The organism is Gordonia crocea (genome assembly GCF_009932435.1).
GTDB classification, from domain to species: Bacteria; Actinomycetota; Actinomycetes; order Mycobacteriales; family Mycobacteriaceae; genus Gordonia; species Gordonia crocea.
In genome coordinates, this window is sequence record NZ_BJOU01000001.1 from 1,969,610 (window position 1) to 1,984,248 (window position 14,639).

Genomic DNA, 14,639 nt, shown 5'->3' on the forward strand with positions numbered 1-14,639 from the left:
GGCCGGACTCCGCGACGGAAGCGACCGAGCGATCGTCTATGGTCAGTGCTACACGATGGAAGGCGGTGTGATGTCTCTCTCGGAGACCTATGAGGAGTGGTCGGAATCCGCGGCGGCGGTCTTGGCCAAGTCCCGGCGCGTGGAAGTGGCCGACCTCCCGGCGAGTCCGACCGAACTGCTCTCCACACCGATTCCCGGCGGGCTGACGGTCCGCCCGCTCTACACCCGACTCGACGAAACGGCCGAACCCGGGCTGCCCGGCGAATTCCCCTTCGTCCGCGGCGCCGACCGGGTCCGCGACGCCGTGATGGGGTGGCGGGTCACCGAGCGGTTCGGCGACGACGACACCGCTGCGGCGGCCCTGAACGAGCAGATCCTCGACGCCTGCCAAAACGGCACGAGCGGGCTGTGGCTGCGGGTGGGGGCCGGTCTCGGGACGGACGACCTGACCACCGCGCTGGCCGGTGTCTATCTCGACCTGTTGCCGCTGACGCTGGATGCGGGGGCCGACGGGATCACCGCCGGACGAGCCCTGCTGCGCCTACTCGACGATGCGCCCGCCCCGCCGCAGGAGGTGGCGCCCACCGCGGCCACCGTCGCGTCGGTCGGTCTATCACCGCTCACCGCGGCGTTCTCCGGGCGTCCGAGTGTCGACGCCGCCGAGGCGACGGCGCTGGCCGTCGAGATCGCCGGCGGCGCCCACGCCGACAAGGTGCGCACCCTGCGCGTCGACGGGTTGGATTTCGCCGGCGGCGGTGCCGACCCGGTCACCGAACTCGGGCTCATCGTCGCGGCCGGCGTCGCGCACGTGCGCGAGCTCGTCGCGGCGGGACTGTCCCCGGCGCAGGCGCTGCGCCAGCTGACCTTTGGGGTCAGCGTCACCGACGACCAGTTCGGTGCGATCGCGAAACTGCGGGCGTTGCGGCTGATGTGGGCCCGGGTGGCCGAAGTCCTCGGTGTGCCCGATGCGGGGGCGGCGGTGACCCACGCGGTCACCGACTTGGCGATGTTCTCCCAGCGCGACCCGTGGGTGAACATGCTGCGCAGCACCGTCGCTGCCTTCGGCGCGGGAGTCGGCGGCGCCGACCAGGTCACCGTGCACGCCTTCGACGCGGCGATTCCGACCGATGAGCGCACCGCCAAACCCGCCTTCACCCGGCGCATCGCCCGCAACACCCAGCTGTTGCTCCTCGAGGAGTCCAACGTCGGGCGGGTGTTGGATCCCGGCGGCGGGTCCTGGTTCATCGAGTCGCTCACCGACGATCTCGCCGAGGCCGCCTGGGCGGTGTTCACCGAGATCGAGGAGGCCGGCGGCTACGGCGCCGCACTCGCCGACGGTTCCATCGCGCGGCGGGTGGCCGAGTCGCTCGAGCAGCGAGACGCCGACGTCGCGACCCGGAAGACCCCGGTCACCGGGGTCAGCGAGTTCCCCAATCTCGGCGAGCCGGCCCTGACGGCCGGGTCGGCCACCGATACCGACCTGCCGACGGCGGCGCCGAACCTCGCCCGCGTCGCCCGGCACTTCGAGGCGCTGCGCGACCGCGCCGACGCGGCAGCGGCGGCCGGCGAGCGGCCCAGTGCGCTGCTGATCCCGCTCGGGCCGATCGCCGAGCACAACGGGCGGACCACCTTCATCGCCAACCTGCTGGCCGCCGGCGGCATCGCCGCGGTCAACCCGGGACCGACGACGGCCGAACAGGTGGCCGGACTCGTCGCGGAGCATTCGCCGACGGTGGCGGTGCTGTGCGGCACCAAGGCGCGCTACGCCGACGAGGGGCCGGCCGTGCTCGCCGCGGCCCGTGCCGCCGGAATCGAGCGGGTGCTGCTGGCCGGCCCCGACAAGGAGTGGCCGGCGGCCGACGCGGCGCCGGACGGATCCTTGCGCGCCGGCCTCGACGCCGTCGCCGTCCTGACCGACCTGCTGGACCTGATCGCCGGGTCAGCCCCGACCACGGGAGCCCACGCATGACCGCCGTACCGCCCTTCGCCGGGGTGCCCCTGCGCTCCGATTCACCGGAGCCGCCGGTGACCGTCGCACACGCGACCGAACGCATCGAAGCCGCGGCGAAGACCCACGGCTACACCACCGAACAGGTGGTCTGGCAGACGCCGGAACAGATCGACGTCAAGCCGATCTACACCCGCGCCGACCGCGACGCGGTGGCCCCGGACTATCCCCTCGACACCGTCCCCGGCGCCGCGCCGTTCATCCGCGGCCCGTACCCGACGATGTATGTCAACCAGCCGTGGACGATCCGCCAGTACGCGGGCTTCTCGACGGCGGCGGAGTCCAACGCCTTCTACCGCCGCAACCTCGCGTCGGGACAGAAGGGGTTGTCGGTGGCGTTCGACCTCGCCACCCACCGCGGCTACGACTCCGACCACCCGCGGGTGGCCGGCGACGTCGGCATGGCCGGTGTGGCGATCGACTCCATCCTCGACATGCGCCAGCTGTTCGACGGCATCGACCTGGGCAACGTGTCGGTGTCGATGACGATGAACGGAGCCGTGCTCCCGATCCTCGCGCTCTACGTCGTCGCGGCCGAGGAGCAGGGGGTGCCGCCGGAGAAGCTGGCCGGGACCATCCAGAACGACATCCTCAAAGAGTTCATGGTCCGCAACACCTACATCTATCCGCCGGCGCCGTCGATGCGGATCATCTCCGACATCTTCGGCTACACCAGCGCCAAGATGCCGAAGTTCAACTCCATCTCGATTTCCGGCTACCACATCCAAGAGGCGGGTGCGACGGCCGACTTGGAGCTGGCCTACACCCTGGCCGACGGCGTGGAGTACATCCGGGCCGGGCTCGACGCCGGGCTCGACATCGACAAGTTCGCCCCGCGCCTGTCGTTCTTCTGGGGCATCGGGATGAACTTCTTCATGGAGGTCGCCAAACTGCGCGCCGCCCGACTGCTGTGGAGTGAACTGGTCGCCCAGTTCAACCCCCGCAGCGCCAAGTCTCTGTCGCTGCGCACCCACTCCCAGACGTCGGGCTGGTCGCTGACGGCCCAGGACGTCTACAACAACGTCGCCCGCACCGCGGTGGAGGCCATGGCCGCCACGCAGGGCCACACCCAGTCGCTGCACACCAACGCGCTCGATGAGGCATTGGCCCTGCCGACCGATTTCTCTGCCCGCATCGCCCGCAACACCCAGCTGCTGCTGCAGCAGGAGTCGGGCACCACGCGGCCGATCGATCCGTGGGCCGGTTCGAATTACGTCGAATGGCTCACCGCGCAGTTGGCCGCCCGCGCCCGCGCCCACATCGCCGAGGTCGAGGAGGCCGGCGGCATGGCGAAGGCGATCAACGAGGGGCTGCCCAAGTTGCGCATCGAAGAGTCCGCGGCGCGGACCCAGGCGCGCATCGACTCCGGCCACCAGCCGGTGATCGGCGTGAACAAGTACCGCGTCGACGACGACGAGGAGATCGAAGTCCTCAAGGTCGAGAACTCCAAGGTGCGCGCCGAGCAGCTCGCCAAACTCGAGAAGCTGCGCGCCGAACGCGATTCGGGCGAGGTCGAGGCGGCCCTGGCTGCGCTCACCCGCGCCTCCGGCCAGCCCGGCGGTTCGATGGACACCAACCTGATGGCCTTGGCCATCGACGCGGCGCGCCACGGTGCCACGGGGGGCGAGATCTCCGATGCGATGGAGAAGGTCTTCGGACGCCACCAGGCCGAGATCCGTACGATCAGCGGTGTGTATCGGCACGAGGCGGGCCAATCGGGCAACATCGACGCCGCGACGGCGCTCGTGGAACAGTTCGCCGCGGCCGAGGGTCGTCGGCCCCGCGTCCTGGTCGCCAAGATGGGCCAGGACGGGCACGACCGCGGCCAGAAGGTGATCGCGACCGCGTTCGCCGACCTCGGCTTCGATGTCGACGTGGGCCCGCTGTTCTCGACGCCGGAGGAGGTGGCCGCCCAGGCCGCCGACAACGACGTCCACGTCGTCGGCGTGTCGTCGCTGGCCGCCGGGCACCTCACCCTGGTGCCGGCGCTGCGCGACGCCCTCGCCGAGGTGGGGCGGTCCGACATCATGATCGTCGTCGGCGGTGTCATCCCGCCCGGCGACTTCGACGAGCTGTACCAGGCGGGAGCGGCGGCGATCTTCCCGCCGGGCACCGTCATCGCGGATTCGGCCGTCGAACTCATCACCAAGCTGGCCGACAACCTCGGTCTGGAACTGTCGGGCGCGGGATAGGGGTGTCGGGAGTTTCGGACCGCACCGATCCGGCGCGGCTCGGCGACGGCGTGCTCGCCGGGCGGCGCGCGGACCTGGCCCGTGCGATCACCCTCGTCGAATCCACCCATCCCGAGCACCGGGCGCGGGCGCAGGAGATGCTGCTGGCGCTGACCCCCCACGCCGGCAAGTCGTTCCGGGTGGGGATCACCGGTGTGCCGGGCGTGGGCAAGTCGACGACGATCGAAACCCTCGGCATGCACCTGATCGACCAGGGCCACCGGGTGGCCGTGCTCGCCGTCGACCCGTCGTCGACGCGCACCGGCGGTTCGATCCTCGGCGACAAGACCCGGATGGGCCGCCTCGCCGCCCACCCTGACGCCTACATCCGACCCTCACCCACCGCGGGCACCCTCGGCGGCGTCGCCAAGGCCACCCGCGAGACGATCGTGCTCGTCGAGGCGGCGGGCTACGACGTGGTGCTGGTGGAGACGGTGGGCGTGGGCCAGTCCGAGGTGACCGTGGCCAACATGGTCGACACGTTCACCTTCCTCACGCTGGCGCGCACCGGCGACTCCCTGCAGGGGATCAAGAAGGGGGTGCTCGAACTCGCCGACGTCGTCGTCGTGAACAAGGCCGACGGGAAGCACGTCAACGAGGCGCGGGCCGCGGCGCGCGAGTTGCGGGGCGCATTGAGCCTCATCTACCCGCACGACGCGTTCTGGACGCCGCCGGTGTTGACCATGAGCGCCCTGGAGAACACCGGGGTGGACGAGTTCTGGGCGGCCGTGGGGCGGCACCGGCAGGCGATGATCGACGACGGCCGTTTCGAGGCGCACCGCAGTCGCCAGCAGGTCGACTGGATGTGGACGATGGTGCACGACGAACTGTTGGCCCGCCTCGGCGCCGACACCGGGGTGAGGGAGGTCCGCGCCGCCGTCGAGCAACGGATCGGCGCGGGCGAGCTCACCCCGGCGCTGGGCGCCGCCGAGATCCTGGCGGCCTTCGACCGGGCCTGACTCAGCCGATCGCGACGCCGAGCCGCGCGAGCGCGTCGACCAACTCGTCGAGCATGGCGTCGACGTCGGCGCCGGTCACCAGCCGGACGTTGGGCGCTCCGAGCATGCCGCGCCGATCGGCCACCGTCATCGCCCGGGTGAGTGCCCCCTCCAACTCCACGGCGAGGTGGGCGGGTGTCGTCGAGGCCCGGTCGGGGTCCAGCGCCACCATCGCGGCCAACGGGTCGTGGACGAATGCCTGGTAGCCCTCGCCCTGGGCGTCGTGGAACTCGAAATAGAAGCGCAAGGCGTCGGTCAGGTACCCGGCCACCCGGGTACCCGGTGCGGCGTCAGCCAACCTCTGCGCGTGTGCCGGGGTGAAGGACATTTGCTCGGTGACATCGAGGCCGCATACCAGTGGGTCGGGCGCATCGGGCCGGTCGAAAGCGGCGAACACCTCCGCGGCGGCCTCCGGGTCGACGACCATGTTCCACTCGGCGACCGGGGTGGTGTTCCCGGGAACCCCGAAGGCCCCGCCCATGATCACCAGCCGGTCCAGTCTGGTCGGCAGGTCGGGGTCGAGTCGCAGCGCCAGCGCCAGATTGGTCAGCGGGCCGATCGCCAGGCCGACGAGCCTGTCGGCGTGGGTCGACGCCGCCCGACACCAGGCGTGCGCCGCGTCGACGGGGGAGGGCGCGGTGACGGCGGTGGCCAACCGGGCATAGCCGGTGCCGTGGGGGCCGTGGGTGTCCTCGGCGGTGCGCAGCGGCGTGACGAGAGGGACCGGGGAGCCCGGATGCACCGGGATGTCGGTGCGGCCGCAGAGTTCCAACCAGGCCAGGTTGTTTTCCACCACCGTGTCGGTCGCGACGTTGCCCGCCGTGCTCGCGATCCCGGTGATCTCGACGTCGGGTCGGGTGAGCAGGTAGAGCAGCGCGAGCGAGTCGTCGATGCCGGTATCGCAGTCGAGGAACAGTGGCGTCGGCAGCACGGATGGACCCTACCGCGCCCACCCGCGGAAACGAATCGGGCCACGGCCCCCGTTGGGGGTCGCGGCCCGAAACCGTTGTGTCCGAGGGGGGACTTGAACCCCCACGCCCGTTAATAGGGCACTAGCACCTCAAGCTAGCGCGTCTGCCATTCCGCCACTCGGACTCAGTGCCGGATAACCCTAACCGAGGATGGCGCCAATACCCAAATCCCCATAATGGAGGGGTGAGCACACCACGCGCCCTCGACGAAGTCGTCGATCTGATCGCCGAACTGATCCGCTTCGACACCTCCAACACCGGTGAACCGGAGACCACCAAGGGCGAGGAGGATTGCGCCAAATGGGTGGCCGATCGCCTGGCCGAGGCGGGCTATGAGACCACCTACGTCGAGTCCGGCCGACCGGGGCGCGGCAACGTCTTCGCGCGGCTGCCCGGGGACCCGGCGAGCAGTGCGGGCGCCCTGTTGGTGCACAGCCACCTTGACGTCGTCCCGGCCGAGGCGGCGGACTGGTCGGTCCACCCGTTCTCAGGTTCGGTCGCCGACGGCTACATCTGGGGGCGCGGGGCCGTCGACATGAAGGACATGGCCGGGATGGCTCTGGCGTTGGCCCGCCAGTTCGCGAGGGAGGGGACGGTGCCGCCGCGCGACCTCGTCTTCGCCTTCCTCGCCGACGAGGAGGCCGGCGGCACCTGGGGCTCCCAGTGGCTCGTCGAAAACCGGCCGGACCTGTTCGCCGGCATCACCGAGGCGGTCGGCGAGGTCGGCGGGTTCTCGCTCACCGTCGACCGTCCCGACGGGGAGCAGCGACGCCTCTACCTGGTGGAGACAGCGGAGAAGGGGCTGTCCTGGATGCGGCTGCGTGCCACCGGCAAGGCCGGTCACGGCTCGTTCCTGCACGAGGACAACGCGGTGACCGAGGTAGCCGCGGCGGTGGCCCGCATCGGTGCGCACACGTTCCCGCTGGTGCTGACCGACGCGGTCGCGGAGTTCCTCGGCGTCGCCGAGGAGGAGACCGGCCTGTCGTTGGGTGCCGACACCCCCGACCTGGAGACGGCTCTCTTCAAACTCGGCGGACTGGCCCGGATCATCGGCGCCACCCTGCGCGACACGGCCAATCCGACCATGCTGAGCGCCGGCTACAAGGCCAACGTGATCCCGCAGACCGCCGAGGCCGTCATCGACTGCCGTGTCCTGCCGGGACGGCAGGCCGCCTTCGAGGCCGAGATCGACGAGCTGCTGGGGCCGAATGTCGAGCGGGAGTGGATCACCCATCTCGACCCGTACGAGACCACCTTCGACGGGCATCTCGTCGACGCCATGAACGCGGCCATCCTGGCCCACGACCCCCAGGGGCGGACCGTGCCCTACATGCTCTCCGGCGGCACCGATGCGAAGGCCTTCGCCAAGCTGGGCATCCGCTGCTTCGGGTTCGCGCCGCTGCAGCTGCCACCGGAGTTGGACTTCGCCGCCCTTTTCCACGGGGTTGACGAACGCGTACCGGTGGACTCAGTGTTGTTCGGTACCAAGGTTTTCGAGCATTTCCTGTTGCACAGTGCGCCGGCACCGGACTCCGATGCCAGCCCGAACGAGAGGTGATTCCATGCCAGACCACTCCTACGACCCGTATGCCGCGCTGCCGCAGTTGCCCGGATTCGAGCTCACCTCGACCGATATCACCAACGGCGCACCCCTGGCCAAGGCGCAGGTGAGCGGGATCATGGGGGCCGGCGGCGACGACGTTTCTCCGCAACTGTCCTGGTCGGGATTCCCGGCGGAGACGCGCAGCTTCGCGGTGACCGTCTACGACCCCGATGCGCCGACGGGGTCGGGGTTCTGGCACTGGGCCGTCGCGGACATCCCGGCTTCGGTGACCTCCCTCGACTCCGGCGCGGGCGACGGTGAGCCGGGCTCGCTGCCCGCCGGCGCGGTGACGCTGGCCAATGACGCCTCCAGCAAGCGGTTCGTCGGGGCGGCGCCGCCGGCCGGTCATGGACCGCACCGCTACTTCGTCGTCGTGCACGCCGTCGACGTCGAATCGCTGGAGTTGCCCGACGGTGCCACGCCGGCTTACCTCGGCTTCAATTTGTTCTTCCACGCGATCGGCCGCGCGGTGCTCACCGGTACCTACGAGGAGACCGCCTGACGGTCGCCCCGATTCGCCGACTGGGCCCTGAATCCTGTCGAGTGGGCCCTGAATCGTGTCGAGTGGGCCCTGAATCGTGTCGAGTGGGCCCTCGATCTCGTCAGCCCGCAAAGGCGCCGCTCGCAGCTGTGGCCGACGAGGGCCCAGTCGATGAAAAGGAGGGCCCAGTCGATGAAAAGTGGGGCCCAGTCGATGAGAAGTCGGGCCCAGTCGGCGGAAATGAGGGCCCAGTCGGCGCTAGTCGGAGGCCGCGTTCGTCCGGTGCGCCGAGCCGACCGCCTCGCCGAGTGACGCAAAACCGGAGCCGCGGACCCGTGCGGCCAACCCGGCGTGGATCCGGTTGGCGTAGAGCGGCCCGCCGTAGATGAACCCGGTGTAGCCCTGCAGCAGCGTCGCGCCGGCGCAGATCCGCTCCCACGCGTCGTCGGCGTCCTCGATCCCACCGGCGCTGACCAGCACGAGGCGGTCGCCGACCCGGGCGTAGAGCCGGCGCAGCACCTCGAGGGAGCGGGCGGCGACGGGCGGACCGGAGAGGCCGCCGTCCCCGGCGCGGGAGACGTCGGCCCCCGACGACCGCAGTCCGTCGCGCGCGATCGTCGTGTTGGTGGCGACGATCCCGGCCAGCCCGGCTTCGACGGCCAGGTCGGCGACGATGTCGACATCCTCGTCGGCGAGGTCCGGCGCAATCTTCACCAGCACCGGCCGGTCGGTGGCGCCGCGGACCGCGGTGAGAATCGGTCGCAGGGCTTCGACGCTCTGCAGATCGCGCAGCCCCGGGGTGTTGGGCGAGCTCACATTGACGACGACGAAATCGGCCAGCGGGCCGAGCAGTTGCGCGCTGTGGGTGTAGTCACCCGCCGCCACCGACAATTCGACCACTTTGGTCTTGCCGATGTTCGCGCCGATCGGCACCGGATAGGCGCGGGATCGCCGCCGGGCGCGCCCCAGTCGCTTCGCGGCGGCCTGGGCGCCGGGGTTGTTGAAGCCCATCCGGTTGATGAGCGCGTGGTCGGCGGGCAGGCGGAACAGTCGGGGCTTCGGATTGCCGGGCTGCGCCTGTCCGGTAATCGTCCCGACCTCGGCATAGCCGAATCCGAGCGGACCCCAGGATCGGGCCGCCGCGGCGCTCTTGTCGAAGCCGGCGGCCAGCCCCATCGGGGCCGGGAACGTCGTGCCCAGGACGTCCTGGCGCAGGATCGGGTCGTCGGCGACGAGCACGCCACCCACCAGACGCCCCAATCCCGGCACGGCACCGACGACGCGGATGACGCGGGAGACGAGCCCGTGGACGGTTTCGGCGGGAAGGCGGAACATCAGCCACAGCAGGGGGGCGTAGAACACCGCGTTCAGGGCAGTGGCGATGCGAGGCCGGTCCGGCTCCACCGCGACCGGGGACTCCGGGGTGCCGGCGAGCCGGGCGTCGGCGATGCCCATGGCCGCGAGCACCTTCTCGGGGTGGCGCGTGGAGACCAGCCAGTAGGGGGTGGGGTCGTCGGGGTCGTCGAGGACCAGCAGAACCATCGAATGCGCCCAGCTGTGGTGCACCAGGAAGGCGGCCGGGTCGAGCTGGCGGCCCATGGCGGCGCTCTTCGCGCTCGGCGGCACAACCGCGCCCCGACTCACGACGTCGCGCGGCAGCCGCGCGCCGCCGGCGTGCAGTTCTCCGTCCGCGGTGACCCGCACCCGACGGCGGCCCACCGAGACCAGGACCGCGGCCAGCAGGACCCCGATGATGGGATAGGCCACCCATGCCCAGCTGGCGCGATGGACGCCCAGCCGGATCTCGTAGCCGAGCACCAGGGTGAGCACCGCAGCGGCCACCCACCACCAGATGGGCACCCACAGGCGCTCGTTGTACCGATCCGTCCGGGCGTCGTCACTCACGTGGCTCAGCGTAGTCTGCGGGTGTGACCGACCGAATTCCGTCATCCGAGAACCCATTGGCCCTGCGCATCGTCCGGCTCGACAAGGACTTGCCGCTACCCGCCCGGGCGCACCCCGGCGACGCCGGCGTCGACCTCTACTCGACCACCGACGCCCAACTGCGCCCCGGGCGCCGTCAACTCGTCGGCACCGGTGTCGCGATCGCCCTGCCGCACGGCACGGTCGGCCTGATCCACCCGCGGTCGGGACTGGCGGCGCGGGCCGGTCTGTCCATCGTCAACACGCCGGGCACCATCGATGCCGGATATCGCGGGGAGATCAAGGTTTGCTTGATTAATCTCGACCCGGAGGAACCGATACTCATCAAGCGCGGCGACCGGATCGCCCAGCTGCTGGTTCAGCGGGTCGAGCTGCCGTCGCTCGAGGAGGTCGACGAGCTCGACGACACCAGTCGCGGCGCCGGCGGCTATGGGTCGAGCGGCGGCCACGCGGCGCTGTAACGGAGGTTGGGACAATGGCAGGACAGGCGCGAGTCGGGGAGGCCGCCGGGCCCTACGACATTGCCGACTTGGCGACGACGGCCGAGGAACTGGCGAACTCGCACCTCGACCTCGGGTCGGTGCTCGTCCCGGTCGTCGAGGGCGGTCAGGTGAGCGTCGAGATGTCGGTGGACCATGAACCGGAGTCGGTCTACCTGTTGACCCCGTTCGGACGAATCACCGTGGCCGCCTATGCCGCACCGAAGAGCCCCGGCCAATGGCGCGAGGTGGTCCGCGAGCTGGCCGACTCGGTCCGCGCCGAAGGAGCGGTGGTGCGGTTGCAGGACGGGCACTGGGGCCGTGAGATCGTCGCCGACGTCGCCGGCGACGAAAGCCACCTGTTCCTCGGCGTCGACGGACCTCGATGGATGGTCCGGTGCGTCGCCAGCGGCCCACCGGAATTCGCCGCGCAGTTGGCACCGCTGGCCCGGGCGGTGCTCGCCGAATCGGTGGTCCGACGGGGCAACAACCCCTTTCCGCCGCGCGAACCGTTGCCGCTGATCCTGCCCGACGTCCTGGCGCAGCAGGTGCGGATGGCCCAGCAGCAGATGGTCGACGACGGTCAGCTGACACTCGACGACCTGCCGGCGGGTTTCGACGAATCCGCGGCGCCCGCACCGACCGCCGATCCGCTGGTGGCCGAGCAACCCGAACCATCGGCGGAGCGAACCACCGACCGCATCTCGCGCGGTACCGCGATGCAACGGCTGCGGCGCCAGCGCGGCGGCAGCTGACCGGTCAACTGCCGCCGAGTTCGGCCCACGCCTGGGCGGCCAGGTCGCCCAGCACGGCCGGTGAGTTCCCCCACACCGCCAGTTCGGTGCGGCGCAGTGCCGACCGGGGAGCCGACGACGCCCACGCCTCGCCGACTGCCGCGGGATGGATGGGGTCACCGTCACCGACCACGACGACGAGTGGCACCGCCAGCGCGCCCAGCTCGGCCGGGCCGGGGCCGACGAGCGCGGCCGCACTGCGCAACTGTCCGATGAGCCCGGGGTAGAGCGCCGTCCACGACCGGGTGAGTTCGTCGGCCAACCAGGCCGGGCTGCCCGCCGCCATGGCTGCCACCGTGCGCGGCAACCCGTCACGCTCCAGCGCGTCGGCGGTTGCCACGGCCGAGGCGGCCGCGGGGCTGCCCGTCGGCGACCCGGTCCACGGCGGCAGTGCCGCCCACACGCCGGCACAGCGCCGCGGTCCCACCCGCGCGGCCCACCGCGTCGCGATACTCGCGCCGATGGACACGCCGCCCGCCACGATCGGACCGTATTCGTCGGCCGCCGCGTCGAGCGCACGCTCATAACCGGCGACGAGGTCGTCGCCGGGGTCGAGTGCCAGCAGTTGGCGGCCTGTTGCGGCGGCCGCCGGGCCGAACGCCCGGAGCACGTAATCGGCGTCGGATCCGGTGCCGGGCATGGCGACCAGAGGACTGGGCATGAGGTTTCCTTCCGAGCGGTCTACGCTGGGTAGCGCAACGTAAGAATTCTCTCGCCCAGGAGGGTGTGATGGCCACAGCGGGCTATCTGCGCCGGATGACGCGCAGGCTCGTGGAGGATCTCGAGGTCTCGGATGCGGCGGAGATCGCCGACGAGTCGCGAGCCCAAGGGGCGCAGTGCGCGTCCGAGTGCTCCCGCGGCGAGGAGGTCCGGATTTTCGGCGAACTCCGCTCGGTCCAGACCTGTTCGAAGTCGGCCAAGGCCGGCGTGGTCGCGGAGTTCTTCGACGGCACCGACACCGTCACCCTCAAGTGGTTGGGTCGCAACCGGATCCCCGGGATCGAACCGGGCCGCAAGCTGTGGGTCACCGGCCGCGTCGGCGAGCACGACGGCACCAAGGTGATTTTCAACCCGTACTACGACCTCGCCGGTGACTGAACCCGATCGCACACTGCTCGAGCAGATGGGCGGGGTCTCCGGCCTGATCTATTCGACGCTGCCGATCTTGGTCTTCGTGCCGGCAAACGCGTGGTTCGGCCTGCGCGGGGCCATTGCCGCGGCGGTCGCGGTCGCCGCGGCAATCCTGGTCTTCCGCTTGATCCGCCGCGAAGACGTCACCCCGGCGGTGTCGGGCTTCATCGGCGTGGCGATCTGCGCCTTCATCGCCCATCGGACCGGCGACGCCAAGGGCTACTTCCTGTTCGGGATCTGGACGATGCTGGCGTACTCGGCGCTCCTCGTCGTGTCGATCGTTGTGCGCTGGCCGCTGGTCGGGGTCGTGTGGAACCTCGTCAACGGCGCCGGGATGCAGTGGCGCGCCCACCGGGCGACCCTGCTCGCCTACGACTTGGCCACCGCGGTGTGGGCCGCGGTCTTCATCGCCCGCTACGCCGTGCAGCACCACTTCTACGACAGCGGTCAGACCGGTTTTCTCGCCACCGCGCGGATCGCGATGGGGTGGCCGCTGACGATCGCCGCCGTCGGCGCGACGGTGCTGTTGGTCCGCCGGGCCGGTCGGGCCGAAGAGCAAGCCGAGAAGGCCGAGCGGCCGGCGACGGACGGGGAGACCCGCGTCGACGACGGGCTCAACCCAGGTGCATCGCGTCCTTGAGATCGGGTTCGACCTCTTCGGGCGCGACAAAGACGAGTTCGTCGCCGCCCTCCACCGAATCGTCGCTCTGCGGCGCGATCACCCGGTTGCCGCGCAAAATGGCCACCAGCGCGACATCGCGGGGGAGTGCGAGTTTGCGCACCGGCCGCCCCGCCAACGGCGTGTTGTCGGGCAGCGTCATCTCGACGAGGTTGGCCTGTCCCTGACGGAAGGTCATCAACCGCACCAGGTCGCCGACGCTGACTGCCTCCTCGACGAGTGAGGCCAACATCCGCGGTGTGGACACCGCGGTGTCCACACCCCAGTCCTCGTCGAACAGCCACTCGTTGCGGGGATCGTTGACCCGGGCGACGACGCGGTTCACGGCGAACTCGGTCTTGGCGAGCAGCGCGACGACGAGGTTGGCCTTGTCGTCACCGGTCGCGGCGACCATCACGTCGTAGTCCTGCAGCCCGGCGCGTTCGAGGATGGCCAGCTCGCACGCATCGCCGGTCACCCACTCCGCGCCGGGGACAGCCTCGGGGTCGACCTTGCGCGACTCCCGCTCGAACAAAGTCACCTCGTGGCGGTTGGCGAGGAGTTCCCGGGCGATGGAGCGCCCGACGGCGCCGGCACCGGCGATCGCGACTTTCACGTGGTCCTCCTACGGCTCAGTCGTGTACCGGCCGGGGTGCGGCGGCGAGTTCTCGGATTGTTTCGCGGTCGTTGGACCGCACCGCCACGTAAACGATGTCCTCGTCTTGGATCGCGGTGCGCGGCTCGGGCAGGATGGCGCGGCCGACGCGGTTGAGGAAGACGACGTGGCAGCCGGTCTCCTCGCCGAACTTGGCGACCGACGTCCCGATCCACGACTCGTCGATCTCGAGCTGGATGAGGTCGACGCTGCCGGTCGGGTCGCGCCACGCGACCGCGTCGACGTCGTCGTCGAGTTCGGCGACGAAGCGTTCGGTGGTCCACGGAACGGTCGCGACGGTGGGGATGCCGAGCCGAGCGTACACCTGCGCGCGTCCGGCATCGTAGATGCGGGCGACGACGCGCTCGACGCCGAACGTCTCGCGGGCGACCCGGGCGGCCACGATGTTCGAGTTGTCGCCCGAGGAGACGGCGGCGAAGGCGTCGGCGGTCTCGATTCCCGCGCGGACCAGCACGTCGCGGTCGAATCCCATCCCGATCGTCGTGGTTCCGGCGAATTCGGGGGCAAGTCGCGCGAAGGCCGCCGGGTCCCGATCGATGACCGACACGTGGTGTCCGCGCCGCTCCATCGCCTCGGCCAACGACGCTCCGACGCGGCCGCAGCCCATGATGACTATCCGCACGTTGATGAACGTACACGCTCGGCGTGGCACCGACCGGTTAGCA

The 14,639-nt window shown here is 70.6% G+C and carries 14 protein-coding genes, 1 tRNA gene and 1 pseudogene; 9 read left to right on the forward strand and 7 right to left on the reverse strand.

Translation table 11 applies throughout. The features are described 5' to 3' along the window. Nucleotides 1-70: 70 nt before the first annotated feature. From nbrcactino_RS09310 to meaB, 3 genes are read left to right on the forward strand one after another with little or no spacing between them, the layout of a single operon-like run. Nucleotides 71-1,969 (forward strand): methylmalonyl-CoA mutase family protein, encoded by a 1,899-nt coding sequence (locus nbrcactino_RS09310; RefSeq protein WP_161927100.1) that lies wholly within the window; start codon nt 71-73, stop codon nt 1,967-1,969. Beyond that, nucleotides 1,966-4,200: a methylmalonyl-CoA mutase gene (gene scpA / locus nbrcactino_RS09315; RefSeq protein ID WP_161927101.1), complete on the forward strand. Its 2,235-nt coding sequence runs from the start codon at nt 1,966-1,968 to the stop codon at nt 4,198-4,200. The genes nbrcactino_RS09310 and scpA overlap by 4 nt, the downstream gene beginning before the upstream one ends. A gap of 2 nt (nt 4,201-4,202) precedes the next feature. Next, nucleotides 4,203-5,198 (forward strand): methylmalonyl Co-A mutase-associated GTPase MeaB, encoded by a 996-nt coding sequence (gene meaB, locus nbrcactino_RS09320; protein WP_161927102.1) that lies wholly within the window; start codon nt 4,203-4,205, stop codon nt 5,196-5,198. Nucleotide 5,199: 1 nt separating this feature from the next. Here meaB and nbrcactino_RS09325 read toward each other — a convergent pair whose 3' ends face one another. Further along, nucleotides 5,200-6,165 (reverse strand): nucleoside hydrolase, encoded by a 966-nt coding sequence (locus tag nbrcactino_RS09325; protein WP_161927684.1) that lies wholly within the window; start codon nt 6,163-6,165, stop codon nt 5,200-5,202. An 81-nt stretch (nt 6,166-6,246) separates the two neighbouring features. Continuing rightward, nucleotides 6,247-6,332, reverse strand: a tRNA-Leu gene (locus tag nbrcactino_RS09330). Between the two features lie 60 nt (nt 6,333-6,392). Between nbrcactino_RS09330 and nbrcactino_RS09335 the strand changes: the two genes are divergently transcribed. Together nbrcactino_RS09335 and nbrcactino_RS09340 are read left to right on the forward strand one after the other, a co-directional pair. Continuing rightward, a complete protein-coding gene (locus nbrcactino_RS09335) occupies nt 6,393-7,766 on the forward strand; it encodes a M20/M25/M40 family metallo-hydrolase (RefSeq protein ID WP_161927103.1) in 1,374 nt (457 codons plus the stop codon). A 4-nt stretch (nt 7,767-7,770) separates the two neighbouring features. After that, nucleotides 7,771-8,313: a YbhB/YbcL family Raf kinase inhibitor-like protein gene (locus tag nbrcactino_RS09340; RefSeq protein WP_161927104.1), complete on the forward strand. Its 543-nt coding sequence runs from the start codon at nt 7,771-7,773 to the stop codon at nt 8,311-8,313. Nucleotides 8,314-8,550: 237 nt separating this feature from the next. On the opposite strand, the gene nbrcactino_RS09345 is transcribed toward nbrcactino_RS09340, so the two are convergent. Further along, nucleotides 8,551-9,675 (reverse strand): quinone-dependent dihydroorotate dehydrogenase, encoded by a 1,125-nt coding sequence (locus nbrcactino_RS09345; RefSeq protein ID WP_228460830.1) that lies wholly within the window; start codon nt 9,673-9,675, stop codon nt 8,551-8,553. A gap of 81 nt (nt 9,676-9,756) precedes the next feature. Continuing rightward, nucleotides 9,757-10,254, reverse strand: a pseudogene (locus tag nbrcactino_RS18165) (DUF3093 domain-containing protein); the annotation flags it as partial. Here nbrcactino_RS18165 and dut point away from each other — a divergent pair. Beyond that, nucleotides 10,221-10,697: a dUTP diphosphatase gene (gene dut, locus nbrcactino_RS09350; RefSeq protein ID WP_161927106.1), complete on the forward strand. Its 477-nt coding sequence runs from the start codon at nt 10,221-10,223 to the stop codon at nt 10,695-10,697. The pseudogene nbrcactino_RS18165 and the gene dut sit on opposite strands and share 34 nt — an antisense overlap. Before the next feature lie 14 nt (nt 10,698-10,711). Further along, on the forward strand, nt 10,712-11,470 hold the full coding sequence (locus nbrcactino_RS09355; RefSeq protein ID WP_161927107.1) for a DUF3710 domain-containing protein: 759 nt from the start codon (nt 10,712-10,714) through the stop codon (nt 11,468-11,470). Between the two features lie 4 nt (nt 11,471-11,474). Here nbrcactino_RS09355 and nbrcactino_RS09360 read toward each other — a convergent pair whose 3' ends face one another. Further along, nucleotides 11,475-12,170 (reverse strand): alpha/beta hydrolase, encoded by a 696-nt coding sequence (locus tag nbrcactino_RS09360; protein ID WP_228460752.1) that lies wholly within the window; start codon nt 12,168-12,170, stop codon nt 11,475-11,477. Nucleotides 12,171-12,238: 68 nt separating this feature from the next. Here nbrcactino_RS09360 and nbrcactino_RS09365 point away from each other — a divergent pair, with 68 nt between their 5' ends. Both nbrcactino_RS09365 and nbrcactino_RS09370 read left to right on the forward strand, forming a co-directional pair. Beyond that, nucleotides 12,239-12,607: an OB-fold nucleic acid binding domain-containing protein gene (locus nbrcactino_RS09365; RefSeq protein WP_161927108.1), complete on the forward strand. Its 369-nt coding sequence runs from the start codon at nt 12,239-12,241 to the stop codon at nt 12,605-12,607. A gap of 25 nt (nt 12,608-12,632) precedes the next feature. Further along, nucleotides 12,633-13,280 (forward strand): DUF3159 domain-containing protein, encoded by a 648-nt coding sequence (locus nbrcactino_RS09370; protein ID WP_161927686.1) that lies wholly within the window; start codon nt 12,633-12,635, stop codon nt 13,278-13,280. Here nbrcactino_RS09370 and nbrcactino_RS09375 read toward each other — a convergent pair. Beyond that, nucleotides 13,255-13,914: a potassium channel family protein gene (locus nbrcactino_RS09375; protein WP_161927109.1), complete on the reverse strand. Its 660-nt coding sequence runs from the start codon at nt 13,912-13,914 to the stop codon at nt 13,255-13,257. The genes nbrcactino_RS09370 and nbrcactino_RS09375 overlap by 26 nt on opposite strands. A 16-nt stretch (nt 13,915-13,930) precedes the next feature. Further along, nucleotides 13,931-14,596: a potassium channel family protein gene (locus nbrcactino_RS09380; RefSeq protein WP_161927110.1), complete on the reverse strand. Its 666-nt coding sequence runs from the start codon at nt 14,594-14,596 to the stop codon at nt 13,931-13,933. Between the last annotated feature and the right edge of the window lie 43 nt (nt 14,597-14,639).